Origin of the sequence: Pseudomonas monachiensis (genome assembly GCF_047345015.1) — a bacterium.
In the GTDB taxonomy this organism is placed as follows: Bacteria; Pseudomonadota; Gammaproteobacteria; order Pseudomonadales; family Pseudomonadaceae; genus Aquipseudomonas; species Aquipseudomonas monachiensis.
Window position 1 is genome coordinate 2293001 of the sequence record NZ_CP178857.1, and the last position, 26817, is coordinate 2319817.

The window sequence follows — 26817 nt, forward strand, 5'->3', positions numbered from 1 at the left end:
AGCCCATGACCAGCCTGGTCCGCGAAATCCCCGCCGCCCCTTCGGCCATCGCCCTGATGCATTTCAGCAACCGTCTGACCTTCGAAACCGATTGTTCCGACGTCCACGGCAGCCAGCAGGCTGGCGAAGTCGATTTCATTCTGGTGGATGTTCGTGGCCCTCTGGCGTTCGAACGCGGGCATGTACCGGGAGCGATCAACATTCCCGGGCGCTTGCTGAATGCCGAAGGTTTGGCGGGTTATCCGAAAAACAGCCTGTTCGTGGTGTATTGCGCCGGGCCTCACTGCAACGGTGCCAACAAGGCGGCGGTGAAACTGGCGGCCCTGGGTTATCCGGTCAAGGAGATGATCGGCGGCGTGACCGGATGGCTGGATGAAGGGTTTGAGTTGAGTGCCGGGGTGCCGCGGCAAACCAGCCGCGTGGTCGGTTGCGAGTGTTGATGTAACCGAAAAGATCGCAGGCTGCGCCAGCTCCTACATTGGATTGCGTTGCCTGTAGGAGCTGGCGCAGCCTGCGATCTTTTGATCTGCATTATTCATTTCCCGCCGCCCACCACTCATCCAGTGTCGCCTGCAACCACGCCAACACATCGGCGTAGGCCGCATCGTCCTGCGGCTCCCGAGGCAACAGCGACTCATCGCCAAAGTGCGCATTGAGCATGGCCACCGACTCGGCGTTCCACTCCGGATGAAACTGCAGCCCCAGCCGCGTCGGCCCGGCGCGGTACATCTGCTGCACGCAGTGCGCGCTACTGGCCAACAGCTGCGCGGCAGGCGGCAGGTCGATGGCGTCTTCGTGCCACTCCAGCACCTTCAGCGTTTGCCCATCGATAAAGCTCACGTTGGTCCATCCGGTTTCGGTCCGGTCCATCCGCCGTACATTCCCGCCCAGGCTCAGCGCCAGCAACTGTGCTCCCAGGCATATCGCGAACACGGCCGCGTGCTGATCCAGCGAGCCTCTGAGCCATTGCCGTTCGGCTTCCAGCCAGGCCGGGCCGGCATTGGATTCATAAGGCCCGCCCAACAGGATCACCGGATCGGCGCTGACCGGCGGCAATTGGCCGAGGTCGGCGCGAAACACCTTCAGCGCCAGCCCTCGGGATTCGGCCCAGATGCCGATGGCGCCCGGACCTTCGGCGGGGTGGTGCTGGATCAGGTTCAACGTGGGCATCAAGCTACTCTCGATGGGACACAAGGGCGCTCAATGTGCCGCAAAACACCGGGCATAGCCAGTCGACCCGTTCTGTCGGATGACGCCTGAAAACCTGGTCATGGCGCGTTCACCTCGACGCCTCCCTCCGGCTGCCACTTTTCTGTAAATATTTGTCGCCTCGGCGTAATTTGCCCTCCTGTAGCCGCTCTAGACTGCCGGCCACTTCGGTTCCTGCTCACGAAGCGATGACCGAACGCTGCCAATCGAAGCTGCCAATAAAAGCCTCCGCACACAGGAGTTATAAATGAAGAAGCTAGTGATGTTCGGTGCCCTGGCACTGTCGATGTTGTCCCTGACCGCCGTGGCCGAAGACGCCAAGCCGATCCGTATCGGTATCGAAGCCGGCTACCCGCCATTCTCGATGAAAACCCCTGACGGCAAACTCACCGGTTTCGACGTGGATATCGGCGATGCGCTGTGCGAGCAGATGAAAGTCAAGTGCACCTGGGTCGAGCAAGAGTTCGACGGTTTGATCCCGGCGCTGAAGGTCAAGAAAATCGACGCCATCCTGTCGTCCATGACCATCACTGACGACCGCAAGAAGAACGTCGATTTCACCATCAAGTACTACCACACCCCGGCACGCTTCGTGATGAAGGAAGGCACCGACGTCAAGGACCCGCTGACCGAGCTCAAGGGCAAGAAAGTCGGTGTGCTGCGCGCCAGTACCCACGACCGCTTCGCCACTGAAGTGCTGCAACCGGCGGGCATTGTCCTGGTGCGCTACGGCTCCCAGCAGGAAGCCAACCTGGACATGGTCTCCGGCCGCATTGACGCGCTGCTGGCCGACTCGGTCAACCTGGACGACGGTTTCCTGAAAACCGACGCCGGTAAAGGTTTTGCCTTCGTTGGCCCAGAGTACAACGATCCGAAATACTTCGGTGGCGGCGCCGGCATTGCCGTGCGCAAGGGCGATACCGCCCTGGCCGAGAAATTCAACACAGCGATCACCGAAATCCGCGCCAACGGCAAGTACAAGCAAGTGCAGGACAAGTATTTCAAGTTTGACGTTTACGGCGAGTAATCCAACCGTTTGGAAAAGTGGCAACCGTCAGACGCGGTTGCCATTTTTTTTGTGCTTCTTCTATTGAAACGAGATACCTGTGGGAGCGGGCTTGCTCGCGAAGGCGTCGTGTCAGGCAACAGAGATGTTGAATGTACCGACGCCTTCGCGAGCAAGCCCGCTCCCACAATGGTGACCTTGCTATTCAGGAGTATTTCCATGCAACGCATCGACCACAAACTGCCCTGGAGCCACTTGGGCAGCGAGCGCACCCTCAGCGTGTTCCGTTATGGCGCGGGCACGCGCAAGGTGTACATCCAGGCCAGCTTGCACGCCGACGAATTGCCGGGCATGCGCACCGCCTGGGAGTTGAAGAAACGCCTGACCGAACTGGAACAACTGGGACAATTGAAGGGTGTGATCGAACTGGTGCCGGTGGCCAATCCCATTGGCCTCGACCAGCACTTGCAAGGCAGCCACCTGGGGCGCTTCGAGCTCGGCAGCGGCAAGAACTTCAACCGTTCGTTCGTCGAACTCAGTGCGCCGGTGGCCGAGTTGATCGGTGATCGCCTGGGCTCCGACGCCCAGGCCAACATCGCGCTGATTCGCCAGGCCATGGGCGAGGTCCTCGACGGCTTGCCGGCAGCGCCATCGCAGCTGGAAGCCATGCACCGCCTGTTGCTGCGCCATGCCTGCGACGCCGACATCACCCTCGACCTGCATTGCGATTTCGACGCTGCGATCCACATCTATGCGTTGCCGCAGCACTGGCCGCAGTGGCAATCCCTGGCGGCGCGCTTGAAGGCCGGTGTGGCGTTGTTGTGTGAAGACTCCGGCGGCAGTTCGTTCGATGAGTCCTGCTCTTCGCCATGGTTGCGCCTGGCCAGGGCGTTCCCGGCGGCGGCGATTCCACCGGCCAACCTGGCGACCACCCTGGAACTGGGCAGCATGGGCGACACTCGGGTCGACCAGGCCCAGGCCAATTGCGAGGCCATTCTCGGGTTCCTCGCCGAGCAAGGATTCATCTCCGGCACCTGGCCGGCGGCACCGGCTGAATGCTGTGAGGGCATGCCATTCGAAGGCACCCAATACCTGTTCGCCCCGCATCACGGCGTGGTCAGTTTCCTGCGTGAAGCCGGGGAATGGGTGGAGAAGGGCGATGCGCTGTTCGAGGTGGTCGACCCGTTGAACGACAAGGTCACCACCGTGCAGGCCGGCACCAGCGGTGTGCTGTTCGCCATCGACCGTGGGCGCTACACCCACCCAGGCAGTTGGCAGGCGAAGGTCGCCGGGCGCGAGCCGATTCGGGTGGGCAAGTTGATCAACGACTGATTCAGAAATTTCGCAGGCTGTTCGGGCCTCTTCGCGGGCAAGCCCGCTCCCACAGGGTTTACGCGATTCTTGTGGGAGCGGGCTTGCTCGCGAAGGCGGCATCCGCCACGCCCGAGATGTTCCTGCCTACTGACCAGTGTTAGGCTCTTCCCCGAATCCTGCATTCAGTGAAGGAAGACCCATGTTGAAGATGCTCGCGCTGCTCACGCTCCTGCTATCCACCGCTGTCCACGCTCAAACCCCTCTGCAAACCGATTTGCCGCTCAAGTACCTGGCGCAGGCCAACGCCGATTCGAACCATCAACCCCTGGTGATTTTCCTCCACGGTTACAGCAGTAACGAGCAGGACCTGTTCGGTATCAAGGATGACTTGCCCGCGTCCTACACCTTCCTGTCGGTGCGGGCGCCGATGGTGATGCAGGAGGGTAGTTACCAGTGGTTTCGCAAGAAGGGTGAAGGGGCCTACAACGGCGAGACCGATGATCTGAAGGCCAGCGGCCAGTTGCTGCTGGACTTCGTCGCACAGGCCACGAAGAAATATCACACCGAACCCGAGAAGGTGTTCCTGGTCGGTTTCAGCCAGGGTGCGATCATGTCCTACGAAACAGGCCTGCGCCATCCCGAGGCGTTCGGTGGGATCGCTGCGTTGAGCGGGCGGATTCTGCCGGTGCTCAAGTCCGAGCTCCAACCGGATGAAAAACGCCAGTCCCTGGCGATTTTCATCGGTCATGGCGAGCAGGACAAACGCCTGCCATTGAGCGACGGCACCGAAGCCAACAGCCTGCTGCAGAGCGTGTCACTCGAACCCGAGTTTCACGCCTACCCCGGTGTCGGTCACAGTATCAGCGCCGACGAGATACAGGACTTGAGCGCCTGGTTGCAGCGCCTCAACCCCTGAGGTTCATTTTCCGCTGACGATCTGTTTGATCAGGGTTTCGTGGGCCGCCATGTCGCCTGGGCGGGAAATCACCTGGATCACCGCCATGCGAGTGCCGGATGCGGCCATCAGCGTGGTGGTGAGGGTCATGCCACCGCCCTGCGTGGCAGTGCCGTCGATCTGGCGCAGGCCCAGCCCGGTTGTACGGGTCAGCGCTTTCTCGCTGAGCTTGTTGTAGTCGGGCAGGGATTTGTGTTGCGCCGCTTCGAAATCGGCCGCGGTGCCGTCGAGGAACCCGCCGTCGTTGTCCTTGACGCTGACACCGTTGGGCAGGGTGTTTTCGGCGGCGATCACCACGGTCTTGGTGGTCTCGTTACTGTACAGGGTGCCGCTGGCACCGTCCGGGCTGGCCGGCAGCGGGTTGGCGATGAAACCCTTGGGCAGGTTGAAGGTGAACTTGCTGCCGAGCATCGAGACTTTGTGGGCGGGCGCAGCACTGGACGTGGCCTTGGCGGCCTGCGCATTCAAAGCCCCAAGGCCGGTAGCGGCGGCCAGCAGCAGGACAAGGGCTTTCTTACTCAACAATGACATCGGGATCTCCAGGGATGGGCGCGCAGTGGGGGCGATCATCCCATGGAGGTTGCGATGCATTCCAGTGTGCTCTACTCAGCGGTCGCTGGGGCGGGCATCATCCTGGCCCGATGACCTGATGCAGCTTAGCGTTTGATGACTGCTCCCTCGGTGTCCGTCACCGGGCCAACCGGCCGCGCCAGCAGGCGTTTGGTCACGCCCAGCATGGCCACCGATACCGCGACTCCCAGCACAAAAGCGTTCATTCCCATCGTTGGCAGGGCCAGCGCCAACACCAGGCAGAAGGCGGCGAACGAGTACATGCCGGTGGCGGTGGCGCGCAGCAACGCGGCGGTAAAGGCCGGGCCACGGGTTTGCTGGGAGAACACCGCCATCACGCTGCCTAATACCGGGAACACCGCCAGCAGGCCGCTCCAGCGGTCGCCAACGGTGCTGGCCAACAGCGTGACAACCAGGGTGAGCAATGCACCGGCCATCATGCGCAACAGGAGCTTGTCGGATTTCGGTGCCGGGCCACTGAGCACCGGTTGCACGGTGGGGAACAGGTACGGTGCGGCGAGCAGCGCGGTGGCGGCGGCGCACACCGAGAACACCAGGGAGGCCGGGATCAGCGACAGGACAACCGCCACCAGTGCCCAGACCGAGAGCGAGATCACCAGCGCCAGCGGCCATCCGGCCCGTTGTGCGACCTGGGCGTAGGTCACGCAGAACGCAATCATCGCGAACATGGCTGACAGCGCGGCAGTGGCCGATTGCGCGGCGAACGCCTGGCCTTGTTCGAGGGCGAGGAACAACAGGATCGGCCCGACCACCACCGGCAACCCCGACAACCAACCGGCCACGCTCGGCCCCCAGCGTTTACCAGCCAGGGAAATCAGTAGCAGGAAGCCTGGGATCAACAGCAACTTGAGGATCAACACGCGCACGTCTCCGACCTGTGTGAGGTGGCAACGGTAGCATTGCATCGGGTGGATTGCTTTATGTGTTCGCGAGTTTTGTATACAAAAATCAAACCCGCTGGAAATGAAAAACCCAGGCAAAAAAGAACCCGGTGCGACTTGCATCGCACCGGGTGTTTTTCCAGACAGATCACGGATCTTCGTGGGTCCCCGCGCCGTCTGTTGAACGCTGTTGGCTTACGCCCTTTCGAGCGCCAGCGCTACGCCCTGACCACCACCGATACACAGGGTGGCGAGGCCTTTTTTGGCGTCACGCTTGAGCATTTCATGCAGCAGGGTCACCAGCACGCGGCAACCCGAGGCACCGATCGGGTGACCCAGGGCAATGGCGCCGCCGTTGACGTTGACCTTGTTCAAGTCCCATTCCAGGTCCTTGGCCACCGCCAGCGATTGCGCGGCGAAGGCTTCGTTGGCTTCAATCAGCTCAAGCTGGTCGATGTTCCAGCCGGCCTTGTCCAGGCAGCGGCGGGTGGCCGACACCGGGCCGATGCCCATGATCGCCGGGTCGACACCCGCGTTGGCGTAGGCGGCGATTTTTGCAAGGACCGGCAGGCCCAGGGCCTTGGCCTTTTCGGCGCTCATCAGGATCACGGCCGCGGCACCGTCGTTCAGCGACGAGGCGTTACCGGCGGTCACCGAGCCGTCCTTCTTGAAGGCGGCTTTGAGTTTGCCCAGGGATTCGGCGGTGGTGCCGGCCCGTGGCTGTTCGTCGGTGGCGAAGGACAGCGGATCGCCCTTGCGCTGCGGGATCAGGATCGGGGTGATTTCATCGACAAAGCGCCCGGCTTCGATGGCGGCCACGGCTTTCTGCTGCGAGGCGGCGGCGAACGCGTCCTGCTGCTCGCGAGTCAGGCTGTATTTCTCAACCAGGTTCTCGGCGGTGATGCCCATGTGGTAATCGTTGAACGCGTCCCACAGGCCATCGCTGATCATGGTGTCGACGATTTGCCCGTTGCCCATGCGCAGGCCGGTGCGGGCACCGGGCATGACGTAGTTGGCCAGGCTCATGTTTTCCTGGCCACCGGCGATGATCACCTCGGCGTCGCCGCAGCGAATCGCCTGGGCGCCCAGGTGCAATGCTTTAAGACCGGAGCCGCAGACCTTGTTCAGGGTCATGGCCGGTACGGCGAAGGGCAGGCCGGCCTTGATCGCGGCCTGGCGCGCAGGGTTTTGCCCGGCGCCGGCGGTCAGCACCTGGCCCATGATCACTTCATCGACCTGCGCAGGATCCAGGCCGGTTTGCGCCAGCAACTGACGGATCACCGCAGCGCCCAGGTCAACCGCGGACACATTGGCCAGGGATCCCTGGAAGCTGCCGATCGCGGTGCGCGTGGCGGCAACAATGACGACTTCTTGCATGGAATGATTCCTCACTGGGCAGCGAACTGCATTTCCGGCACGTGGTCCGGCACGATCAGTTTACCGGCAGTCTTGGCGACGATCTCTTCGACGCTGACACCCGGCGCACGTTCTTTGAGAATGAACGCGCCGTTTTCGATTTCCAGGTAGGCCAGGTCGGTCAGCACACGCTTGATGCACCCGGCGCCGGTCAGCGGCAGGCTGCATTGGTCCAGCAGCTTGGACTCACCATCCTTGGAGGCGTGGGTCATGATGACGATAATGTTGTCGGCGCCGGCCACCAGGTCCATCGCGCCGCCCATGCCCTTGACCAGTTTGCCGGGGATCATCCACGAGGCGATGTTGCCTTGCACGTCCACTTCAAAGGCGCCCAGCACGGTCAGGTCGACATGACCACCGCGGATCATCGCGAAGGACTCGGCGGAGGAGAAAATCGACGCGCCGGTACGGGCGGTCACGGTTTGCTTGCCGGCGTTGATCATGTCGGCATCGATGGTTTCTTCGGTAGGAAACGGACCCATGCCCAGCAGGCCGTTTTCCGACTGCAGCATGACTTCCATGCCTTCGGGGATGTAGTTGGCGACCAGGGTCGGAATGCCGATGCCCAGGTTCACGTAGAAGCCGTCCTGCATTTCGCGGGCGACGCGTTGAGCCATTTGTTCGCGGGAAAGTGCCATTGTCGTTATTCCTTCATTCGGTCCGGGGGCAGGGGATCACTTACGCACGGTGCGCTGTTCGATGCGCTTCTCGAACGTGCCGCAGATGATCCGGTCGACGTAGATGCCAGGGGTGTGGATCTGCGCCGGGTCCAGCTCGCCGGGTTCGACGATTTCTTCGACTTCGACCACGGTGATCTTGCCGGCGGTGGCCGCCAGCGGGTTGAAGTTCTGGGCGGTGTGGCGATAGATCACGTTACCGAAATGGTCGGCTTTCCAGCCTTTGACGATAGCGAAGTCGCCGGTGATGGATTCTTCCATCAGGTACTTGCGGCCATGGAATTCGCGCACTTCCTTGCCTTCGGCGACCGGGGTGCCAACGCCGGTGGCGGTGAAGAAGGCCGGGATGCCGGCGCCGCCTGCGCGCATTTTTTCAGCGAGGGTGCCTTGCGGGGTCAGGGTGACTTCGATTTCGCCCTTGAGCAGTTGCTCTTCGAACAGCTTGTTTTCGCCGACGTAGGACGCCACCACTTTGCTGATCTGGCGGTCCGTCAGCAGTACGCCGAGGCCGAAACCGTCGACGCCGCAGTTGTTGGAAACCACGGTGAGATCGCGGGTGCCCTTGCGCTTGATCTCGTTGATCAGGTTTTCCGGGATCCCGCACAGGCCGAAGCCGCCGGCGATCACGGTCATGCCGTCTTCAAGACCTGCCAGAGCTTCCTCGTAGGAACTCACACGCTTGTCGAAACCTGCCATATGCACCTCTTTTATTCTTTGTGGGCGGCTGGCTAGCCGAATGGGATGGAGTGTCTCGCTGGAGTATTCATTTGTTAAGTTGATTTTTAAGGTTAATTAATAGATAAAACTCAACAATCTGTAGGGGCTGCCGAAGGCTGCGATCTTTTGGATCAAGATCAAAAGATCGCAGCCTTCGGCAGCTCCTACAATAGCCGGGAGAAATCGAGTATGACCGTCAAGCAGATCCGTGCCTTTCTGGCCGTGGCCCAGAGCCTGAGCTTTGCCGTGGCCTGCGAGCGCCTGCACCTGTCGCAATCGGCCCTGAGCCTGACCATCAAGGCGCTGGAGGAGGGCCTGGGCGGGCGCTTGTTCACCCGCACCACGCGCAATGTGGCGCTCACCGCCGAAGGCGAATCCCTGGTGCCGCTGGCGCGCCGGTTGATCGCCGACTGGGACAATGCCGAGGATGAGTTGCGCCAGCGCTTTACCTTGCAGCGCGGTCGCGTGACCCTGGCGGCGATGCCATCGTTCGCCGGCAACCTGCTGCCGCCGATCCTCAAGACCTTCCGCGCCCGTTATCCGAATGTCAACGTGACGGTCAATGACGTGATCAACGAGCAAGTGCTGGAAATGGTCCGGGACCGCCAGGTGGAACTGGGGGTGGCGTTCGAGCCGACCCAGAGTTCGTCGCTGCAGTTCACGCCGTTGTACATCGACCGCTTCGTCGCGGTGGTGCCCCTGGATTCGGCGCTGGCCGAACTCGATGACATCGACTGGCAGACCCTGCTCAAGGAGCCGTTCATTACCTTGCAGCGTCCGTCGACGGTGCGGGTGATGCTCGAAGAACACTTGCAGGCCCGGGGCATGAAGCTGCCGGTGGAGTTTGAAAGCCATCAACTGGCGACAGTCGGGCGCATGGTCGCCAGTGGCCTGGGCGTGAGCGCGGTGCCAGCCTTGTGTGCCGGACAGATGCGTGAGTTGGGGGCGCGTTGCATCACCTTGCGCGACCCGGTGGTGGAGCGCGCGCTGGGGGTGCTGACGTTGCCGGGGGGAGAGCTGTCGGCGGCGGCGCAGGCGTTGTTTGATGTGCTCAAAGAGGAAAACCTTGGGCAACGTTTCTCCACGAACTGATCACATTACCTGTGGGAGCGGGCTTGCTCGCGAAAGCGGTGGGTCAGGCAAAAAAGATGTTGGATGTGCCGCCCTCTTCGCGAGCAAGCCCGCTCCCACAGGGTACTGTGTTGATCAGGAAGAGAGGCGTTCGGCCAATATTGGCAACAACCGCTCGCACGACCCCTCGATCTTCAAATCCAGCATCTCATCGGCCCGGGTCTTGCCCAGGTTGATCGCAATCAACGGCTTGCCCTGGTCCACCACCGCCCGACACAAGCGAAACGCCGAGTAGGCCATCAACGACGAGCCAATCACCAACAGCCCGGCAGCCTGTTCGACGGCGGCCATCGCCTTGGCCGCCGTGGCCTGTGCGACGTTCTCGCCAAAAAATACCACGTCCGGCTTCATCCGTTCCCCGGCGCAATGTGGGCAGCGGGGGACCTGGAAGCGTGCCTCGAAGGCCGGGTCGAGCAAGGTGTCGCCATCCGGCGCCTGCACTGCGTCGACGCCGGCCAGGTACGGGTTCTGTGTTTCCATCAGGTGCTGGATCGAGTCGCGCTCACTACGCTGGCCGCAATCCAGGCACAACACCCGGTGCAGACTGCCGTGGAGTTCGATCACGTCGTGGCTGCCGGCCTGGTCGTGCAGGGTGTCAACGTTCTGGGTGATCAACCCGCTGATCTGCCGCGTGCCTTGCAAGCGGGCGAGGGTGTCGTGGGCCACGTTCGGTTGTGCCATTCGCACCCTCGGCCAGCCGAGCATCGCCCGCGCCCAATAGCGCCGCCGGGACTCCGGGGCCGAGAGAAACTCCTGGTACATCATCGGCTGCCGGCCCCGTCGCACGCCCTGGCTGTCGCGATAATCCGGGATGCCTGAGGGCGTGCTGATACCGGCCCCGGTCAGCACGGCAAACGGTTGATCCGCCATGAGCTGATGGAGGCGATCGAGTTGGTCACGGGTCTGGCGGTCGAGCATGCCGGGAAACCTGTAGGAGCGAGCCTGCTCGCGATGGAGTGTCAGTCGACATCAATATAGCTGACACACCATCGTCGGAACGCCGCCCGGAGCAAGCTCGCGCCTACAGATGACGGCGAGGATTATTTACGCGCCTCCAGAATCAGGTTGAACGGCGTTTCCGTGGCCCGGCGAAAACGAGTGAAGCCGGCCTCGCTGAACACCTTGCGCAAGCGTGCTTCACCGGCCTGGGCACCGAGGCCGAGGCCAACTTCCTGGGACAGCGAGTTGGGCGTGCAGATGAAGGTCGATGCCGCGTAGAACAGGCGTCCGACCGGGTTGACGTTGTCGTCGAGCAAGTCGTTGGCGTAGGGCTCGACCAGCAGCACCGTGCCGTCGTCCTTCAGCGATTCATAGGCGTGTTTGGCCGCACCCACCGGGTCGCCCATGTCGTGCAGGCAGTCGAAGTAGCAGATCAGGTCGTAATCGCTGCCGGGGTAACTTTTCGCCGTGCCCTGGAAGAACCTGGCCCGGCTGGATACACCCCCTTCTTCGGCCCGCTGGGTGGCAACGGTGACGGACGGTGCGTGGTAGTCGAAGCCGACGAAGCGTGAATCCGGAAACGCCTGGGCCATGATCACCGTCGAGGCGCCATGGCCGCAGCCGATGTCCGCCACTTTGGCCCCGGCTTCCAGTTTGGCCACCACGCCGTCGAGGGCCGGCAACCATTCGGCGACCAGATGGGCTTTGTAGCCGGGGCGGAAGAAGCGTTCGGTGCCGCTGAACATGCACGGGTGGTGATCGCCCCAGGGCAGGGCGCCGTCGCCGCGCATGGCGCTGACCAGTTTGTCCTTGTCATGGAAAAACGACGCGACCACGCCAATCCCACCCGCCACATAAACCGGTGAGTCTTCGTTTGCCAACGCCATGGCTTGCTCTTCGGGGAGCCGGAACTGGCCGTCACGGTGTTCCATGTAGCCGGAGGCTGCATGGGCGCTGAGCCATTCGCGCAGCAGGCGGGTGTTGCAGCCGGTTTTCTCGGCAAGGGTTTCGGGGGTGATGGGCTGACTGTCGGCCATCGCCCGGTACAGGCCGAGCTCTTCGCCAAGGATGACGTTGGCGAGCATCGCCGCGCCGCCCATGTCATTCACCAGTTTGCCCATGAAATCGTTGAGTCTGGCCTCGTCCATCATGTGTGCTCCTTTAGCAGGATCACGGTCCAGAGGCATTGTCTGGCGAGGCGTTCGCCGCTGGGCGGTGGTCGTGGGGATGTACAGGGCACCAAGCGGGCCCTGTGTGCAGTAAGTTTAGTCCGGGCCTTGTAGCGCGCGGCCTGGCGCGACGAAAGCAACGTTTATTCTGCCGCTATACGACCCTGTGGGAGAGATGTATCTCACTGTGTCCCACCGGCCTTTCGATACAGTCCCGCGCAACTTCAGACCCCAGCCGAACACAGTCCAGATACACCCTTTCGATTAACTCTGTCTCATGGCGGGCACCGGCTCGCGTCCTTGAACATCTTGTGAGATCGACACCATGCAGACATCCATTCCCCCCGTAGCCAAGGCCAGCGCAGGGCTTGGCCTGCGTCGCGGTTTACTCAAAGACCTCCAGGCCGCACCGGCAGGGGATTTCGATTTTCTGGAAGTCGCGCCGGAAAACTGGATCGGCATCGGCGGTGCCCACGGCGCGGCATTGCGCGCCCTGGCCGAACGCTATCCATTGTCCTGTCACGGCTTGTCCCTGTCCCTCGGCGGGCCGTCGCCGCTGGACGTCGGTTTTCTGCAGGAGGTTCGCAGCTTCCTCGATCATTATAACGTGCCGCTGTACAGCGAGCACCTGAGCTATTGCAGCGACGACGGCCACCTGTATGACCTGTTGCCGTTGCCGTTCACTGAAGAAGCGGTGCACCACGTCGCGGCGCGTATCCGTCAGGCCCAGGACATCCTTGGTCGGCGCCTGGCAGTGGAAAACGTTTCCTATTACGCCGCGCCTCAACAGGACATGGACGAGGTGACCTTCACCAATGCCGTACTGCGTGAGGCCGATTGCGACCTGTTGCTGGACGTCAATAACGTCTACGTCAATTCGATCAACCACGGTTTCGATCCGCAGGCGTTTCTGTCTGGCATCGATTCGGGCCGGGTGGTGGCGATGCACATTGCCGGGCATTTCGACGAGTCCGATTCCTTGAAGATCGACACTCACGGCGCTTCGGTCAAACCGGCGGTGTGGTCGTTGCTGGCCCAGGCCTATGCCCGGTTCGGTGTGCAACCGACCTTGTTGGAGCGGGATTTCAACTTTCCGGCGTTCGCTGAGCTGGTGGCGGAATTGCAGACCATTCGCCGCTTGCAACAGGAGGTTTGAACCGTGGAGAAGCAATCGTTGCATCAGCAGCAAAGCACCATGGGCCAATACCTGCGTGATCCCGAGCGTTTCGCGCCACCGGCCGAAATGGACGCTGCCCGGGCGCAGGTGTATCGCGATCTGGTGTTTGCCAATCTGTCGTCCTTGCTCAGTGGCACTTTTCCGGTGCTGGTGAAGATTCTGGGCAATGAGCACTGGCGTTCGCTGGTGCGGATTTTTCTGCGGGACTACCGCGCCCGCACGCCGAAGTTTGGTGAGATTGCTGAGGAGTTTGTCGGGTTTCTCGCGGCCGGGCCTCAGGCGTTGAGCGATGGGCCGTGGCCGCCGTTCATGGTGGAGCTGGCGCATTACGAGTGGGTGGAAATGGCCTTGCAACAATCCGACGCCGAGCCTCTGGTTGGCGGTGATGCCGCGTTGCTGCTGGATCGGCCCTTGGGGGTGTCGCCGTTGGCCTGGCCGTTGGCTTATGCCTGGCCGGTGCAGCAGGTGGGGCCGGATTATCAGCCGGACGTTTTACCTGCTCAGCCGACTTTGTTGCTGGTGCGTCGTGCCGAGGATTGGAGTGTGAGGTTTTCTGAGTTGAGTCCGTTGGCGTGGCGGTTGTTGCTGCGTATTCGTGAGTTTCCGGAGTTGACCGGGCATGAGCAGTTGCAAGGATTGGCGGTGGAGGCGGGGATGGTGGGGGATTCGGGGTTTCTGGTGGGTGGGTTGGCGTTGTTGCGGCAGATGCATGGGGAGGGGGTTGTTGGGGGTGTTTGATCTGCTTTGACCTTGGCGGCCTTTGGGCCGACCAGGTTCTTGGTTGATTGAGTACATATCCGTTGCTGCGGTAACGGCGGCTGGCGGTTTCGCCCTTACGGCGAGTCCCTTTGGCAAACGCCCCAAAGGAACCAAAGGTCTCGCCCCTTACGTACGGCCCCTCGCTAAGGCTCGGGGTTCCTTCGCTGCGGTATTCATCCGGGGGCATTGCCCTCCGGTCGGCTTCGCTTCGACCTACATGCAATGAGTTCGACTGCGTCGAACGGCGCTGCGCGCCCATCCCCGGATGAACACCTCCGCTCAGCCTGCCGAGCTAACGCTCGGCCTGATGAGTGGTGAAAAGCGTGGGTGTACGCCGATCAACTGTAGGAGCTGGCTTGCCAGCGAAGGCGGCCTGACAGCCGACCTGGTTTTGCTGCTGCACACGGTCCAATTGTGGGAGCGGGCTTGCTCGCGAAGACGGCCTGCCAGCCGACCGAAATCTTGCTGATGTACTGAGTACTTGTGGGAGCGAGCTTGCTCGCGATAGCAGTCTACCGGCGACCAGGTACCTCCCAGACGAACGACCCCGTCAACCAGGTCGGCCGGTAGGCCGCCTCGGACGCTGTTACAGTGTACGCCCCCTCGTGAGGCCGAGCGCAGGTTCTGCGCAGTGGTCAACCCGGCATGGATGCCGGGTTAGCCGCCCCCGGCCATGGATGGCCGATGGCGGCGGGCCCACGGAGCAGGACCGGAGCGAGGGAATGCCGAGCCTAGGCGAGGCACCGAATGTCAGGGGCAAGAGCCCTTGGTTACTTGGGGTCGGGCGGCGTTCCGTTTTTCCAAGTGACCCGCCGTAAGGGCGGAACCATAAGCCGCCGTTACCGCAGAAACGGATATGTACACCCTCAAAAATCCATGCCGCCTGACACAAAGCCATCGTCGGAACACCGCCCGGACCAAGCCCGTTCCCACAGGGATCCTCAGTGGCCACAAGTCCCGAGTAAACCCGCAAACCCGAACCAAAAACATCTACACCGGCAATCGCAACTCCGCACACAACCCGCCACCCTCACGATTGCTCAAGGTCAACGACCCTCCAATCGCGACCGCCAGTTGCTGGGCGATCGCCAGCCCCAGCCCGGTGCCGCCGGTGCTGCGGTTGCGGGAATTCTCAACGCGATAGAACGGCTCCATCACTTGCTTGAGTTCCTCCTCGGCGATCCCCGGACCACGGTCGAGGATCCTGATCGAGAGGTTGCCATCGGCCCGTTTTTCCACCTGCAATTGAGCAGCACCGGCAAACTTCAATGCGTTGTCCGTGAGGTTGACCAGCACCCGGCGCAAGGCGTGGGGGCGGGTATCGATGACGGCCGCACTCTTGCCGGTGAGCTGAACATCCTTGCCCACGTCCTGATAGTCGAAAACCAGGCTGTCGAGGAACGAGTCGAGGTCGGTGCGGCGGCTTTCTTCGGTGGCGCCGTGGATGCTGCGGGCGTAGGCCACGCCTTCGCGCACCAGGTGTTCCATCTCGCCCAGGTCGTTCCACAGTTTGTCTTTCTCACTGGAGTCGTCCATGAACTCGGCGCGCAGTTTCATGCGGGTGATCGGGGTTTGCAGGTCGTGGGAGATTGCCGCGAGCAGTTGCATGCGTTCTTTCAAGTAGGCCGCGATGCGTGCCTGCATCGAGTTGAAGGCCCTGGCAGCGTGGGCGACTTCGCTCGGGCCTCTTTCGTCGAGGAGCACGGGGTGCGCGTTGGGGTCCAGGGTTTCGACGGCACCGGCGAGGCGGGTGAGGGGGCGGATGGCGATTCTCACCGCCAGCCAGGAGCACGCCAGCATCAACGCCAGTTGCCCGAGCAACACGATGGGCAGCCAGGGTGACAACGGCACCATCGCCGGGCGGACGTCGATGGTCAGCGGGCTGCCATCGGCCAGGTTCAAGTGCACTTGGAAATGTTTTTTCGGCCCGGGGATGTCGGTGAAGGTCATCGGGTAATCGTGGCCGATGGCGTCCTTGATCGAGGCAATGGCGATGGGCGCATCGGGCATGTCGGTGCGCATGGGCGTGCCCGGCGAACCCTCATTGAGCATGTAACTGTAATTGCGCCGCTCCAGTTGTTTGAGCCAGGCGGCTCGCTCATCGACGGGCAAGCGGTCGAGGATGGCAACGGAGGTGGAAACGTCGGTTTCCAGGTTGCCGAGCATGGTGTTTTTCGAGGACTCGTAGCGTTCGTAGTACTGCACACCGAAGGACAGCGCCTGGGCGAGGATCAGGCCGATCAGGAAAATCAGCGACAGCCGCGAAGCCAGGGTGCGTGGCCAATGCAGCGCCAGGGTCATGATTGATCGCCCAGGATTTCCACCGGCAGGGAAAACACATAGCCTTCGCTGCGTACGGTCTTGATGTAGGCCGGCTCGCGAGCGTCGTCGAGCAAGCGCTGGCGCAGGCGACTGACCAGCAGATCGATGGAACGGTCGAACAGGTCGGCGTCGCGGCCCTGGGTCAGGTTGAGCAATTGATCGCGGTTGAGCACCCGCTGCGGATGGTCGAGAAACACCCGCAATAATCGATATTCGGCACCGCTCAGGGCCACCATGGTGCCGTCTGTATCGAGCAGGTGACGGGCCGAGGTGTCCAGGCGCCAACGGCCGAAGGCCAACAGGCGGCTGGCTTCGGTCACCACCAGGTTCGGCGGCAGCATGCGCGTGCGTCGCAGCACCGCGTTGATCCGCGCCAGCAGTTCGCGGGCGGCGAATGGCTTGACCAGGTAGTCGTCGGCGCCCATTTCCAGGCCGAGGATGCGATCGGTTTCATCGTTGCGGGCGGTGAGCATCAGCACCGGCGTGGCCTTGTGCTTGCCGGCGCGCAATTCGCGGCAGAGCAGCAGGCCATCGTCCCCTGGCATCATGATGTCCAGCACGATCAGGTCCACTGGAGTGGTTTCCAGAAAAGCGCGCATCTGCCGTCCATCCGCCACGACCGTGGTGCGCAGACCGTTTTTCTTCAGGTAGTTGCCAACCAGTTCGCGGATTTCGCGGTCATCGTCAACGATGAGGATGTGATCAACGTGATCCATTGGGCCAAACCTCTGGTAAATGGGGAATGCCACACAGTCTATAGAGCCTGGGCGGGCTCGCCTGCCACCCTTTGTATTGCAGTGTATCTGGCTTGCCTGCGGATACACACGAAGGCAAAAAAGCCGATTTCCAGCGGTTTTGTATGCCTGTGTATCCAGGCGCCGTTCTGATACGCAGCGATTGATTCACGCCGATTCCCGACACAGACGAGATACCTCACAGGCTTTTAATGGGTTCCATCGAGGCCAGCCAGAGCGCCTCGGCCCAACGACCTGTCGAACCCTGAGGAATCCGCCATGAACACCAAGGCCATCTACGCCGCCTGCCTGTTTGCCGCCCTGAACATCTGCACCTTGTCGGCCCGTGCCGAAGCCGATGTCGCTCCCAGAACCTACACCTACGGCACCCAACTGGACATCAGGAAAGTGCTGTCGCTGACCGAGGACGCTACGCCTTCCTGCGGCGTGGTGAATGCGCAGCTGACGTACCTCGACTCCCAGTCCAGGACCCAAGTGCTGGATTACCGCAAATTCGCTGACAACTGCAACTCGCAAAACTGAGTGTCGCGCCCGACCACCGCCTGATCCATTTGAAACAGGAAGGACATCATGAACAACGTTTCCCGCTACCTGACCGCCATCGTCTTTTCCGTCGCCGGTGCGGCGGCCCATGCCAACGCCACTGTCGAGCAAAGCGCCTGCGCCGGCAACACCTGCTTCCAGCTCACGCCTGTGGCGCAGAAGGATACCCAGGGCTTGTTGGCGCAAGACGGTTCCAGCCGCACGCCGCAAGGGCAGTTGCTGGATGAGCAGACGGCTTGAGAACACCCCAATCCAATGTGGGAGCGGGCTTGCTCGCGAAGAGGCCAGTACATTCAACATTGATATCAACTGAAAGTACGTCTTCGTCGGAACGCCGCCCGGAGCAAGCCCGCTCCCACACTGGCTCTGTGTCGCCCTATAACCTGCATCAGGTGATCCCATGTTACTCATCGCTTTCCTGGGCGGCATATTGACCGTCCTCAGCCCGTGCATCCTGCCGGTCGTGCCCTTCCTGTTTGCCGGGGCCGACCGCACACGTTCCTCGATCCTGCTGACCCTCGGCGGCATGGTCCTGACCTTTGCCCTGGTCTCCAGCCTGGCCGTGGTCAGCAGCGAGTGGGTGATCCAGGCCAGCAATACCGGCCGCCACGTCGCGCTGGTGGTGATGGTGCTGTTCGCCCTGTCGCTGATTTCCGCCCGGGTCGGTGAATGGCTGGCGCGGCCCTTCGTGCTGCTGGGCAATCGCATCGACCCGAACTCGCGCAAGATGTCCCGGCCGCTGGCCTCGATCATGATCGGCGTCGCCACCGGGCTGCTCTGGGCACCCTGCGCCGGGCCGATCCTCGGGGTGATTCTCACCAGCGCCATGCTGCGAGGCGCGAACGCCGGCACCAGTCTGTTGCTGGTGGCCTATGGCGCGGGCAGTGCGCTGTCCCTGGGCACCTTGATCTTTGCCGGTCGCGGCCTGGTCAATCGCTTGAAACCGTCGATTCCGGTCACTGGCTGGTTGCGCCGTGGCGCCGGGGTTGCGGTGCTGTCCGGTGCGGCGGTGATTGCAACGGGGGCCAATGACCTGTTGCTGGCCAACACCTCCTCGCAAGGTGTCGGTAGCGTGGAGAAAGGCGTGCTGGAAACCGTGCCGAAAGTCGTCGACTACCTGGTCAGCAAGGTCAAGGCCGACAGCACCATGGACAGCGCCCAGGGCGCCATGCCCTCGCTGTCCGGCGCGGTGGACTGGCTCAACTCGCCGGCCCTGAGCAACGAGGCCGTTAAAGGCAAAGTGGTGCTGGTGGACTTCTGGACCTTCGACTGCATCAACTGCAAGCACACCCTGCCGTACGTGAAGGACTGGGCGAAGAAGTACGAAAAGGACGGGCTGGTGGTGATCGGCGTGCACTCGCCCGAATACGGCTTTGAACGCATCATCGACAACGTCAGGGCCAAGGTGAAGGAGTACGGCATCACCTACCCGGTGGCGATCGACAACAACTACGCGATCTGGCGCAACTTCGACAACCAGTACTGGCCGGCGCACTACCTGATCGATGCCAAGGGGCAGATGCGTTACACCCACTTCGGTGAGGGTAGTTATGACACTCAGGAGAAGATGATTCAGCAGTTGCTGGAGGAGGCCAAGGCAAGCGCGCCAACGGCGTAATTGGCTCGATCAATGGCTCACAGGTCTTGCCTCGTGGGCCATGATTTTTTTCTCCTGGCCGCGCCGCCACGCCGCCGGTGGCGCACCGAACTCGCGACGGAAGGCGCGGCTGAAAGCGGTATCGGTCTGGTAACCCACTTCTTCGGCGATGCGCGTCAATGAGCTGTTGCTGCTGCGTAACAGGTTGGCGGCGAGCAACATGCGCCATTGCGTCAGGTACTGCATCGGCGACACCCCCACCAGTTGCTGGAAGCGTTCGGCCAACACCGATCTTGAGGTGCTGGCGGTGCGCGCCAGTTCGTCCAGCGTCCAGGCGTGGCAGGGCTTTTTGTGCAAGGCGTTGAGGGCGGCGCCGACGATGCGGTCGCGCACGCCGGCCAGCCAGCCGGTGCGGCCTTCGCCCTGTTCGTTCATGTACAGGCGCAACACTTCGATGAACAGCACTTCGGCCAGTTTGGCCAATACCCCTTCGCCGCCAGGGCGAGGCGAGCGGGCTTCGGCGAGGGCATAACGCACGGAGGATTCCAGCCAGATACCGGCATCCGAACCGCGTACATTGACGCGCACCACGGCCGGCAAGCCCTTGAGCAACATGCCCGCCAGGCGCGTGTCGCACGCCAGGTAACCACACACCAACCGGGTGACCGCGCCACCTCCGCCATAACTCAACTGCCGAGGGCGGCGCGCGAGCACCGCATCCAGTCGCGCACCCGTGGCCGGGGGCAACCCGGGACGGGAGCACATGCGGTGGGCATCGCCCTGGGGGAAGATCACCACGTCGCCCGCACTCAGCAGCAGCGGCGGGGCATCGCCCAATTCCACGTAGCACTCACCCTCGGTGATCAGGTGAAAGATCACCACTCGTTCCGCATCGGGTTCCAGGAACGGCGCCGCCGTATCGGCGCTGGGCGACTGGTAGCACCAGGGCGCGGTGAACCGGGCGTTAATGAAGATCGCGCCGACCAGGTGCACGACGCGCAGGGTCTGTGACAGAGCGTCCATTGGGGTTTCCCCGTGGGAGGTTCCTGATTGTGAGCGCGCCTGCGCGCTACGTGGAATCTCCGGACGATCGGGCAGGGTTGGGCGACGATCGGACAGGACGCCAGCGCCCGTCAGGACGATAGTTTGTCTACGGGGTCAATACCGGCCCTGCTACCCAGAACAAGAAAAGAGAGGTTGCCATGCCGAAGTTCGTGATTGAACGCGAGATCCAGGGCGCCGGAGCATTGTCGGAAAGGGATTTGAAAGCCGCTTCGCTGAAGTCCTGCCAGGCGTTGCGTGAGTTGCCAGAGGTGCAGTGGCTGCAGAGCTATGTCACCGGTGACAAACTCTACTGCGTGTACATCTCGCCGAACGAGGAGCAGATCCGGGAGCACGCCAGGATCAGTGGTTTTCCCGCCAACCGCATTTCCCAGGTCATGAATATCATCGATCCGACGACGGCGGAGTAACCGCGACCGGACCCGACTCGTGTTTCAAACCAGAGACCGTTTCCATGAGTACACCCATTGATCTGACTGCCTTGAAAAACCGCCAGATGGCCTCCTGGGCCAGCGGTGACTACGCCGTGATCGGCACCACCCTGCAGATCGTCGGCGAGCAACTGGCCGAAGCCTGCGACCTGTTGTGCGATGAGCGCGTGCTCGACGTAGCCGCCGGTAACGGCAACGCAACCCTCGCGGCTGCCCGCCGTGGCTGCCAGGTGACGTCCACCGACTATGTCGCCGCCTTGCTCGAACGCGGCGAAGAACGGGCCCGGGCAGAACGCCTGAAGGTCTCCTTCCAGGTCGCCGATGCCGAAGCCTTGCCCTTTGCCGACGGCAGTTTTGATGCCGTGCTGTCGACCTTCGGCGTGATGTTCACGCCAGACCAGCCCAAGGCCGCCGCGGAACTGGCGCGGGTTTGTCGCCCGGGCGGGCGGATCGGCCTGGCCAACTGGACGCCGGAAGGTTTCGTCGGCCAGATGTTCAAGACCCTGGGCCAACACCTGCCACCCCCTCCGGGCGCCAATCCGCCCTCCCGCTGGGGCAGCGAAGCCTGGCTGCGCGAGCATTTCGACGAGCGTGAATTCCTGCTTCAGGTGACACGCCGCACGTTCAATTTCCGCTATCGCTCGGCGGCGCATTTCATCGACACCTTCCGCCAGTGGTACGGGCCGGTGCACAAGGCCTTCGCCGCGCTGCCCGCGGATGGCGCCAAGGCACTGGAGAGGGACCTGAGCGAGCTGATCAACCGGATGAACCGGGCGGGCGACAAGTCGCTGGTGGTGCCGAGTGAATACCTGGAGGTGGTGATTACGCGGCGTTGAGTTACCACAAGTCCAATGTGGGAGCGGGCTTGCTCGCGAAAGCGGTGTGTCAGCCACAGCATCTTCGACTGAAAGACCGCATTCGCGAGCAAGCCAGCTCCCACAGGAGTTGTGTGGTGGTCATTGCCTCTAAATCACTAGGGCACCACGGGCTTGCAGCAACTCGCGCAACACCGACCGGTGACAATGCGCTTCATCCTCGCAATAACAACCCACGGCCAGGGACGTCTGGTGGGACAGCGCGGCCAGCAGGTCCAGCATCTGACTGGCAGCGGGCTGGCTCATCCCGGCCTTGAACTTGCGCCGGAACACCTCCCAGGCCTTGGCATCCTGTGCAGCCTTGGCCTCGGCCACCAACTCGGCACTGGGCGACAGCAGCGGTTGCCAGACATCATAAAAGTCCCGACGGGCGAATTCGGTTTTCGGTACGCCGCGTGGAGGGCGGCGTACCGTGCCCAGGCGCAAGCCTTCGTCAGGCCGACGGGGTGATCCGAGTTGAACGATATGGACCGCCATGGCTACTTGAGCCCCGACTCGTCGAACCACTCCAGCGCCGTGCGCCACAGGCAGATGCCCAGGAAGTACGCCGACATCAGCAACCACAAGCCCATTACCAACGGATTGATCCGTGGATGGTTGAGCACCAGTGACAGGCTGCACAGCAACCAGATGGCTGTCACCGCAATGTTGATCGGCATGAACCGGCGCACGCGAAACGGGTGCAGGAATTTCATCCGGGTCACGGTCAGCAGCGCCAGGCCGATGACCGTGGCGAAGGTGATCCACGGCGGCGGGGCGATGATGTACAGGCACAGGGCGACCACGTTCCAGGCGGCGGGGAAACCCTGGAAGTAGTTGTCGGTGCTCTTCATGTTGACGTTGCAGAAGCAGAACAGCGACGACACCAGAATCAGCGACACGCTCAGCAGCAGGGTGTAGTCCGGCAACGGAATGTAGCGGTAGATGAACAGTGCCGGGATAAACACGTACGTCAGGTAGTCGATCACCAGGTCGAGGATCGAGCCATCGAAGCTCGGCAACACCGACTGCACGTTGACCTTGCGTGCCAGCGCACCGTCCAGTCCGTCGACGATCAGGGCGACACCCAGCCACAGCAGGCAATGGGTCGGTTGGTTATCCAGCAGGGACAGGGTGGCGAGGAAAGCGGTGACCACGCCAGTGGCGGTAAAGCCATGGGCGCCCCATGCTTTGAGCCTGGCGATGTACAGGGTTGAAATCACGGGGGCGTTCTCCAGTGAATGAAGCAAGCCAGTTGTCGCCCCGCGTATGGGGGCGGTGGCAAACCGGGTCGGGTTGCAGGTATCGACCGGGTTTGCGGGAATAAGGTTCACCACCTGTGAATCTTAGCTGCGCCGCCAGGAAATACTCCGGAGCAATCCGCGGTAGCGCGGGCGGGTCAGCCCAACGGTGCTGGCACATTCGCCGGCGGGGGCTATCGTTGCCTGACTGGATAAACGCCCTTCAAGAGGACAACTGCCATGAACACCAGCGATCTGCTCGAACAATTACTGCGCGCCGGCCAGGGCTCGATGGCGCAAAAGGGGGGCGGTGGCTCGTCGGCCCAAGGCGGGCTCGGCGACCTGGGTGGATTGCTCGGCGGCTTGTTGGGTGGTGGTGCTGGTGCAGGCAGTGGCGGTGGTGGCGCTGGGTTGGGCGATTTGCTCGGTGGCTTGCTCGGTGGTGGTTCGCCGATGGGCGGTGCACCGCAAAGTCGCTCCGCTGGCGGCACTAATTATGCGGCGCTGGCGTCCCTGGGCATGATGGCGTTCCAGGCGTACCAGGCCTGGCAACGCAGTCAGGCGTCGGCGCCGCAAGAAGCGCCACGGACCGTGGACTTGCTGGCCGGCCCGGAGGCCGAGGAGCACAGCCATGGGATCCTGCGGGCATTGATCGCCGCGGCCAAGGCCGATGGCCGCATCGACGAAGCCGAGAAGCACATGATCAGCACTGAAATCGGCCGTCACACCGACGATCCGCAATTGCAGCAATGGCTGGACGACGAGGTCGCCAAGCCTCTGGACCCCAATGAAGTGGCGCAATCGGCCACCGACCCGGCCATGGCCTCGGAGATGTACCTGGCCAGTGTGATGCTGGTGGACGACCAGCAGGACGCCGAGCGCAACTACCTGGATGAACTGGCTGCGGCGTTGCAGATCGACCCGCTATTGCAATTGCATCTGGAACAGCAGGCCAAGGGTACTGCCTGAAAGGGTGCATCCGCCTTGGTAAAGCTTCGCGAGCCTGCTCGCGAAGAACGATGACTCGGTCAACCTGCGCAAACACCGGCCGTACCCCGCGCTACAAGCCCGTCCGTCCGGGCTTTTTCAACGTTGATTGAATTATTGCGCCGCTCGCTGGCTCTGCTTGATTAGAAGACGTTTGCATTCGACGTCCTGGCGTGAAGCAGGTAAGCCATGCCCCGCAACCTCGATGATTACAACCGCCTGGGTGACTTTTCGGCGACCTCCAGGGCCGCCGCCAAGCGCTCACGCCCGGGAACATCATCGCCCCTCACCGGTGCGCGCAAAGCCAGGCTACCCGAGTTGCTCAAGCCTGAGTTGGCGACGTTGGTGGAAAAAATCCCCGACGGCCCGTGGAGCTACGAAATCAAGTTCGACGGCTACCGCATCATGGCCCGCATCGACCACGGCGAGGTGAAGCTGATCACCCGCAATGGCCACGACTGGACCCACAAACTGCCGGGGCAGGCCGCGGCCCTGGCCGCGCTGGGCCTGGAATCGGCGTGGCTCGACGGTGAAATGGTGGTGATGGACGAACAGGGTGTGCCGGACTTTCAGGCGCTGCAAAACGCCTTCGAAGAGGATCGCAGCGACGGCATTCTCTACTACCTGTTCGACCTGCCGTACCTCAATGGCGTGGACCTGCGCGAGGTGTCGGTCGAAGAGCGTCGGGCCGCGCTGGCGACCGTGCTCAAGGCCAATAAAGATCCGTTGCTGCGCTTCTCCGAGTCGTTTGGCCAGGAGCCCCGGGCCTTGCTCGACAGCGCCTGCCAGATGCGCATGGAAGGGTTGATCGGCAAGCGTCTGGGTTCGCCCTATCTCTCCCGGCGCAGCAGTGACTGGATCAAGCTCAAATGCCAGCAACGGCAGGAATTCATCATCGTTGGCTTCACCGAGCCGAAAGGCTCGCGTCATGCCTTCGGGGCATTGCTGCTGGGGCTGCATGACCGCGATGGCGGCGAGTTGCGCTACGCCGGCAAGGTCGGCACCGGGTTCAACGAGGCGACCTTGCGCAGCCTCCATGAACAACTCAAGCCGTTGCAGGTGAAAAAGCCGCCTGTGGTTAACCCACCCGTCGGTTCGCAGGCCAGGGATGTGCACTGGCTCAAACCCAGGCTGCTGGCGGAAGTGGCCTTCGCTGAAATGACCAGGGACGGCTCGGTACGCCATGCCGTGTTCCATGGTCTGCGCAAGGACAAACCGGCCCGAGCCATCACCGAGGAGCGTGCGAGTACCGTGAAAACCTCCACTGAGAAAAAAACCGGCACGGCAAAGCCCGCAGCCACGCAAAAGAAAACCGCGCCTGCCCCCTCACAGATCGGTCTGGAGGACGGCAAGGTCCGCATCACTCACCCGGACCGGGTGATCGACCCCGCCAGCGGCACGACCAAACTGCAACTGGCGCAGTACTACGCCAGTGTCGCCGAGTGGATCCTGCCCGAACTCAAGGATCGTCCGGTGGCGCTGGTGCGTGCCCCGGACGGCATCGCTGGCGAGCTGTTTTTTCAGAAAAACGCCGAGCACCTGGCGATCCCCGGCATCACCATGCTGGACAAACAACTCACTGGCCAGCCGATGATGCTCATCGACAATGCCGAGGCGCTGGTTGGCGCGGTGCAGATGAGTACCGTGGAACTGCATACCTGGAATGCGACGTCTGACAAACTCGACAAGCCGGACCGTTTTGTCCTCGACCTTGACCCGGACCCGGCGCTGCCATGGAAGCGCATGGTCGAGGCCACGCAACTGACGCTGTCGGTGCTGGATGAACTGGGGCTCAAGGCGTTTCTGAAAACCAGCGGCGGCAAGGGCATTCATGTGGTAGTGCCGTTGACCCGCAAGCTCGGTTGGGACGAGGTCAAGGATTTCAGCCATGCCATTGTCAACCACATGGCCAAGCTGTTGCCCGAGCGTTTTTCGGCGGTGTCGGGACCGAAGAACCGGGTCGGACGGATCTTTATCGATTACCTGCGCAACGGCCTGGGGGCGACCACCATTTGCGCCTACGCCGTACGTACCCGCGAAGGGTTGCCGGTGTCGATGCCGATCTGGCGCGAAGAGGTGGCCGAACTCAAGGGTGCCAATCAATGGAACCTGCACAACGTGCATGAACGTCTGGCTGAAGTCGGGGATGGGCCGTGGGCGCAGATGCCCGGAACCCGACAAGCGATCACTGCCGAGATGCGCCGGCGGGTGGGGATGAAGAAGTGACCGCAAGGGTCAGGAGGGGAACCTCTGTGGCGAGGGAGCTTGCTCCCGCTCCCGACTGCGCAGCAGTCGCAAAACATGTCGTTGCCGACAGTCCAGGGGCCGCTACGCAGCCCGGCGCGAGCAAGCTCGCTCGCCACAAAGGCAGGTGTTACTTGAGGAATGCCTGGAAGTCGGTACCCAGTTTGTCGATCGCCGCCTTGAAGTCCTTGGCGGTAATCTGCTGGCTTTCGTTTTTCAGTTCGGTGCCGAACACCTTACGCACCGCTTTGGCTACGGTCTGGTTGCTCCTGGCGTCGACGAACTCGGCTTCGATGAACAGGGTGGTTTCCTGGTCACGGTGGCCGGTGGCGGCCTGGGTTGCGCCGACGACGGCCGCGATGGGAACCACTTCATACCACTTCATGCCTTCGTTCTCGGCGTTCACCCCGGTAATTGCCGCACGCATGATCAGGGGACGAGAACCCGCCGGTGCGGATGAGGTGTTGGTCACTACGCGATACTTCTGACCCAGGGTGGCCTTGGCCTTGTTGGTCATGTAGTTCTGAATGTCGGTCAGCGTTTGCTGGTTGACCCGCTCATCGGGTTTTGGCGCAGGGTAGAGCTCCAGTTTATTGAACACCACGGTGTCATAGGCATTCGGGTTCCACGAAGGGCTGACCCAACGCATCACGGTACCGCCGCTCGGCGTTTCCACTTCCTGCAGGTTGTTGTAGTTGGACAGGAAGCCTGAGTATTGCTCTTTCTCAGTCACTTTCGAGGTGCAACCGCCTAGCAGCAGACTGGCCAGCGTGGCGCCGACGAGCAGTTTTCGGGACAGATTCATAGTGGTGTTTACTCCTTGGAAGAAATCTTCGTTCT

28 protein-coding genes are annotated in these 26817 nt (G+C 62.2%); 14 read left to right on the forward strand and 14 right to left on the reverse strand.

What is annotated here, in order from left to right; genetic code table 11:
* The first annotated feature begins 5 nt into the window (after positions 1–5).
* Positions 6–440 carry a rhodanese-like domain-containing protein gene (locus ACMDB8_RS10395; protein WP_056723634.1) on the forward strand — a complete coding sequence of 145 codons (435 nt, stop codon included), beginning with the start codon at positions 6–8 and terminating at the stop codon, positions 438–440.
* Positions 441–531: 91 nt separating this feature from the next.
* Here the strand turns inward: ACMDB8_RS10395 and ACMDB8_RS10400 are convergent, their stop codons facing one another.
* Positions 532–1170: a type 1 glutamine amidotransferase gene (locus tag ACMDB8_RS10400; protein WP_409079303.1), complete on the reverse strand. Its 639-nt coding sequence runs from the start codon at positions 1168–1170 to the stop codon at positions 532–534.
* A 286-nt stretch (positions 1171–1456) separates the two neighbouring features.
* On the opposite strand from ACMDB8_RS10400, the gene ACMDB8_RS10405 reads away from it, so the two are divergent.
* The 3 genes from ACMDB8_RS10405 to ACMDB8_RS10415 all read left to right on the forward strand — a co-directional run bounded on the left by ACMDB8_RS10405 (position 1457) and on the right by ACMDB8_RS10415 (position 4445).
* Positions 1457–2236, forward strand: coding sequence for an ABC transporter substrate-binding protein (locus ACMDB8_RS10405; RefSeq protein ID WP_046043258.1), 780 nt, complete (start codon positions 1457–1459; stop codon positions 2234–2236).
* Positions 2237–2434: 198 nt separating this feature from the next.
* Positions 2435–3547: a succinylglutamate desuccinylase/aspartoacylase family protein gene (locus ACMDB8_RS10410; protein ID WP_409079304.1), complete on the forward strand. Its 1113-nt coding sequence runs from the start codon at positions 2435–2437 to the stop codon at positions 3545–3547.
* A 181-nt stretch (positions 3548–3728) separates the two neighbouring features.
* Entirely contained in the window at positions 3729–4445 is a 717-nt protein-coding gene (locus ACMDB8_RS10415; protein WP_409079305.1) for an alpha/beta hydrolase, read from the forward strand.
* A gap of 3 nt (positions 4446–4448) precedes the next feature.
* On the opposite strand, the gene ACMDB8_RS10420 is transcribed toward ACMDB8_RS10415, so the two are convergent.
* The 5 genes from ACMDB8_RS10420 to ACMDB8_RS10440 all read right to left on the reverse strand — a co-directional run bounded on the left by ACMDB8_RS10420 (position 4449) and on the right by ACMDB8_RS10440 (position 8745).
* A complete protein-coding gene (locus tag ACMDB8_RS10420; RefSeq protein ID WP_056723641.1) occupies positions 4449–5015 on the reverse strand; it encodes a hypothetical protein in 567 nt (188 codons plus the stop codon).
* Between the two features lie 125 nt (positions 5016–5140).
* Positions 5141–5935 (reverse strand): hypothetical protein, encoded by a 795-nt coding sequence (locus ACMDB8_RS10425; RefSeq protein ID WP_056723686.1) that lies wholly within the window; start codon positions 5933–5935, stop codon positions 5141–5143.
* A gap of 216 nt (positions 5936–6151) precedes the next feature.
* Positions 6152–7333 carry an acetyl-CoA C-acetyltransferase gene (locus ACMDB8_RS10430; protein ID WP_056723643.1) on the reverse strand — a complete coding sequence of 394 codons (1182 nt, stop codon included), beginning with the start codon at positions 7331–7333 and terminating at the stop codon, positions 6152–6154.
* 11 nt (positions 7334–7344) lie between these two features.
* Positions 7345–8010: a CoA transferase subunit B gene (locus ACMDB8_RS10435; protein ID WP_056723644.1), complete on the reverse strand. Its 666-nt coding sequence runs from the start codon at positions 8008–8010 to the stop codon at positions 7345–7347.
* A 36-nt stretch (positions 8011–8046) separates the two neighbouring features.
* Positions 8047–8745: a CoA transferase subunit A gene (locus ACMDB8_RS10440; protein WP_046043267.1), complete on the reverse strand. Its 699-nt coding sequence runs from the start codon at positions 8743–8745 to the stop codon at positions 8047–8049.
* Positions 8746–8955: 210 nt separating this feature from the next.
* Between ACMDB8_RS10440 and ACMDB8_RS10445 the strand changes: the two genes are divergently transcribed.
* A complete protein-coding gene (locus tag ACMDB8_RS10445; protein WP_056723646.1) occupies positions 8956–9858 on the forward strand; it encodes a LysR family transcriptional regulator in 903 nt (300 codons plus the stop codon).
* Between the two features lie 114 nt (positions 9859–9972).
* Here the strand turns inward: ACMDB8_RS10445 and ACMDB8_RS10450 are convergent, their stop codons facing one another.
* Both ACMDB8_RS10450 and ACMDB8_RS10455 read right to left on the reverse strand, forming a co-directional pair.
* Positions 9973–10815 carry an NAD-dependent protein deacetylase gene (locus ACMDB8_RS10450; RefSeq protein WP_409079306.1) on the reverse strand — a complete coding sequence of 281 codons (843 nt, stop codon included), beginning with the start codon at positions 10813–10815 and terminating at the stop codon, positions 9973–9975.
* 122 nt (positions 10816–10937) lie between these two features.
* Complete coding sequence (locus ACMDB8_RS10455) at positions 10938–11984, reverse strand: class I SAM-dependent methyltransferase (RefSeq protein WP_056723650.1); 1047 nt, start codon at positions 11982–11984, stop codon at positions 10938–10940.
* A gap of 346 nt (positions 11985–12330) precedes the next feature.
* Here ACMDB8_RS10455 and ACMDB8_RS10460 point away from each other — a divergent pair, with 346 nt between their 5' ends.
* Entirely contained in the window at positions 12331–13161 is an 831-nt protein-coding gene (locus ACMDB8_RS10460) for a DUF692 domain-containing protein (protein WP_409079307.1), read from the forward strand.
* A 3-nt stretch (positions 13162–13164) separates the two neighbouring features.
* Positions 13165–13920: a DNA-binding domain-containing protein gene (locus ACMDB8_RS10465; protein WP_413966572.1), complete on the forward strand. Its 756-nt coding sequence runs from the start codon at positions 13165–13167 to the stop codon at positions 13918–13920.
* 1011 nt (positions 13921–14931) lie between these two features.
* Here ACMDB8_RS10465 and ACMDB8_RS10470 read toward each other — a convergent pair.
* Together ACMDB8_RS10470 and ACMDB8_RS10475 are read right to left on the reverse strand one after the other, a co-directional pair.
* The gene (locus ACMDB8_RS10470) at positions 14932–16242 is read right to left on the reverse strand and encodes an ATP-binding protein (protein ID WP_056723655.1); all 1311 of its coding nucleotides are present in this window, start codon (positions 16240–16242) and stop codon (positions 14932–14934) included.
* Positions 16239–16979, reverse strand: a complete 741-nt coding sequence (locus tag ACMDB8_RS10475) for a response regulator (protein WP_056723657.1) — start codon at positions 16977–16979, stop codon at positions 16239–16241. The genes ACMDB8_RS10470 and ACMDB8_RS10475 overlap by 4 nt, the downstream gene beginning before the upstream one ends.
* A 297-nt stretch (positions 16980–17276) precedes the next feature.
* On the opposite strand from ACMDB8_RS10475, the gene ACMDB8_RS10480 reads away from it, so the two are divergent.
* From ACMDB8_RS10480 to ACMDB8_RS10490, 3 genes are all read left to right on the forward strand, one after another.
* Positions 17277–17540: a DUF2790 domain-containing protein gene (locus ACMDB8_RS10480; protein ID WP_223542438.1), complete on the forward strand. Its 264-nt coding sequence runs from the start codon at positions 17277–17279 to the stop codon at positions 17538–17540.
* A 48-nt stretch (positions 17541–17588) separates the two neighbouring features.
* On the forward strand, positions 17589–17801 hold the full coding sequence (locus ACMDB8_RS10485) for a hypothetical protein (RefSeq protein WP_223542437.1): 213 nt from the start codon (positions 17589–17591) through the stop codon (positions 17799–17801).
* Between the two features lie 160 nt (positions 17802–17961).
* Positions 17962–19179, forward strand: a complete 1218-nt coding sequence (locus ACMDB8_RS10490; protein ID WP_409079409.1) for a cytochrome c biogenesis protein DipZ — start codon at positions 17962–17964, stop codon at positions 19177–19179.
* Positions 19180–19188: 9 nt separating this feature from the next.
* Here the strand turns inward: ACMDB8_RS10490 and ACMDB8_RS10495 are convergent, their stop codons facing one another.
* Complete coding sequence (locus ACMDB8_RS10495) at positions 19189–20181, reverse strand: AraC family transcriptional regulator (RefSeq protein ID WP_223542435.1); 993 nt, start codon at positions 20179–20181, stop codon at positions 19189–19191.
* A gap of 179 nt (positions 20182–20360) precedes the next feature.
* Between ACMDB8_RS10495 and ACMDB8_RS10500 the strand changes: the two genes are divergently transcribed.
* Together ACMDB8_RS10500 and ACMDB8_RS10505 are read left to right on the forward strand one after the other, a co-directional pair.
* Positions 20361–20630, forward strand: coding sequence for a DUF4242 domain-containing protein (locus ACMDB8_RS10500; protein WP_056723667.1), 270 nt, complete (start codon positions 20361–20363; stop codon positions 20628–20630).
* A gap of 44 nt (positions 20631–20674) precedes the next feature.
* Positions 20675–21487: a class I SAM-dependent methyltransferase gene (locus ACMDB8_RS10505; RefSeq protein WP_223542434.1), complete on the forward strand. Its 813-nt coding sequence runs from the start codon at positions 20675–20677 to the stop codon at positions 21485–21487.
* A 129-nt stretch (positions 21488–21616) separates the two neighbouring features.
* On the opposite strand, the gene ACMDB8_RS10510 is transcribed toward ACMDB8_RS10505, so the two are convergent.
* Positions 21617–22003 (reverse strand): DUF488 domain-containing protein, encoded by a 387-nt coding sequence (locus ACMDB8_RS10510; RefSeq protein WP_409079410.1) that lies wholly within the window; start codon positions 22001–22003, stop codon positions 21617–21619.
* Between the two features lie 2 nt (positions 22004–22005).
* Positions 22006–22728, reverse strand: a complete 723-nt coding sequence (gene pcsA, locus ACMDB8_RS10515; RefSeq protein ID WP_409079411.1) for a phosphatidylcholine synthase — start codon at positions 22726–22728, stop codon at positions 22006–22008.
* 258 nt (positions 22729–22986) lie between these two features.
* Between pcsA and ACMDB8_RS10520 the strand changes: the two genes are divergently transcribed.
* Both ACMDB8_RS10520 and ligD read left to right on the forward strand, forming a co-directional pair.
* Positions 22987–23715, forward strand: a complete 729-nt coding sequence (locus ACMDB8_RS10520; protein WP_409079412.1) for a tellurite resistance TerB family protein — start codon at positions 22987–22989, stop codon at positions 23713–23715.
* A gap of 207 nt (positions 23716–23922) precedes the next feature.
* Positions 23923–25959 carry a DNA ligase D gene (gene ligD / locus ACMDB8_RS10525; protein WP_409079413.1) on the forward strand — a complete coding sequence of 679 codons (2037 nt, stop codon included), beginning with the start codon at positions 23923–23925 and terminating at the stop codon, positions 25957–25959.
* 148 nt (positions 25960–26107) lie between these two features.
* On the opposite strand, the gene ACMDB8_RS10530 is transcribed toward ligD, so the two are convergent.
* On the reverse strand, positions 26108–26782 hold the full coding sequence (locus tag ACMDB8_RS10530) for a DUF3313 domain-containing protein (RefSeq protein WP_056723678.1): 675 nt from the start codon (positions 26780–26782) through the stop codon (positions 26108–26110).
* Between the last annotated feature and the right edge of the window lie 35 nt (positions 26783–26817).

Coding starts and splice junctions, on each gene's coding strand:
- ACMDB8_RS10490 (WP_409079409.1), top strand. CDS start 17,962: ATGTTACTCATCGCTTTCCTGGGCGGCATATTGACCGTCCTCAGCCCG.
- ACMDB8_RS10475 (WP_056723657.1), bottom strand. CDS start 16,979: ATGGATCACGTTGATCACATCCTCATCGTTGACGATGACCGCGAAATC.
- ACMDB8_RS10420 (WP_056723641.1), bottom strand. CDS start 5,015: ATGTCATTGTTGAGTAAGAAAGCCCTTGTCCTGCTGCTGGCCGCCGCT.
- ACMDB8_RS10405 (WP_046043258.1), top strand. CDS start 1,457: ATGAAGAAGCTAGTGATGTTCGGTGCCCTGGCACTGTCGATGTTGTCC.
- ACMDB8_RS10520 (WP_409079412.1), top strand. CDS start 22,987: ATGAACACCAGCGATCTGCTCGAACAATTACTGCGCGCCGGCCAGGGC.
- ACMDB8_RS10460 (WP_409079307.1), top strand. CDS start 12,331: ATGCAGACATCCATTCCCCCCGTAGCCAAGGCCAGCGCAGGGCTTGGC.
- ACMDB8_RS10470 (WP_056723655.1), bottom strand. CDS start 16,242: ATGACCCTGGCGCTGCATTGGCCACGCACCCTGGCTTCGCGGCTGTCG.
- ACMDB8_RS10455 (WP_056723650.1), bottom strand. CDS start 11,984: ATGGACGAGGCCAGACTCAACGATTTCATGGGCAAACTGGTGAATGAC.
- ACMDB8_RS10450 (WP_409079306.1), bottom strand. CDS start 10,815: ATGCTCGACCGCCAGACCCGTGACCAACTCGATCGCCTCCATCAGCTC.
- ACMDB8_RS10445 (WP_056723646.1), top strand. CDS start 8,956: ATGACCGTCAAGCAGATCCGTGCCTTTCTGGCCGTGGCCCAGAGCCTG.
- ACMDB8_RS10430 (WP_056723643.1), bottom strand. CDS start 7,333: ATGCAAGAAGTCGTCATTGTTGCCGCCACGCGCACCGCGATCGGCAGC.
- ACMDB8_RS10395 (WP_056723634.1), top strand. CDS start 6: ATGACCAGCCTGGTCCGCGAAATCCCCGCCGCCCCTTCGGCCATCGCC.
- ACMDB8_RS10505 (WP_223542434.1), top strand. CDS start 20,675: ATGAGTACACCCATTGATCTGACTGCCTTGAAAAACCGCCAGATGGCC.
- ACMDB8_RS10495 (WP_223542435.1), bottom strand. CDS start 20,181: ATGGACGCTCTGTCACAGACCCTGCGCGTCGTGCACCTGGTCGGCGCG.
- ACMDB8_RS10435 (WP_056723644.1), bottom strand. CDS start 8,010: ATGGCACTTTCCCGCGAACAAATGGCTCAACGCGTCGCCCGCGAAATG.
- ACMDB8_RS10500 (WP_056723667.1), top strand. CDS start 20,361: ATGCCGAAGTTCGTGATTGAACGCGAGATCCAGGGCGCCGGAGCATTG.
- ACMDB8_RS10530 (WP_056723678.1), bottom strand. CDS start 26,782: ATGAATCTGTCCCGAAAACTGCTCGTCGGCGCCACGCTGGCCAGTCTG.
- ACMDB8_RS10510 (WP_409079410.1), bottom strand. CDS start 22,003: ATGGCGGTCCATATCGTTCAACTCGGATCACCCCGTCGGCCTGACGAA.
- ACMDB8_RS10400 (WP_409079303.1), bottom strand. CDS start 1,170: ATGCCCACGTTGAACCTGATCCAGCACCACCCCGCCGAAGGTCCGGGC.
- ACMDB8_RS10415 (WP_409079305.1), top strand. CDS start 3,729: ATGTTGAAGATGCTCGCGCTGCTCACGCTCCTGCTATCCACCGCTGTC.
- ligD (WP_409079413.1), top strand. CDS start 23,923: ATGCCCCGCAACCTCGATGATTACAACCGCCTGGGTGACTTTTCGGCG.
- ACMDB8_RS10410 (WP_409079304.1), top strand. CDS start 2,435: ATGCAACGCATCGACCACAAACTGCCCTGGAGCCACTTGGGCAGCGAG.
- ACMDB8_RS10480 (WP_223542438.1), top strand. CDS start 17,277: ATGAACACCAAGGCCATCTACGCCGCCTGCCTGTTTGCCGCCCTGAAC.
- ACMDB8_RS10440 (WP_046043267.1), bottom strand. CDS start 8,745: ATGGCAGGTTTCGACAAGCGTGTGAGTTCCTACGAGGAAGCTCTGGCA.
- ACMDB8_RS10485 (WP_223542437.1), top strand. CDS start 17,589: ATGAACAACGTTTCCCGCTACCTGACCGCCATCGTCTTTTCCGTCGCC.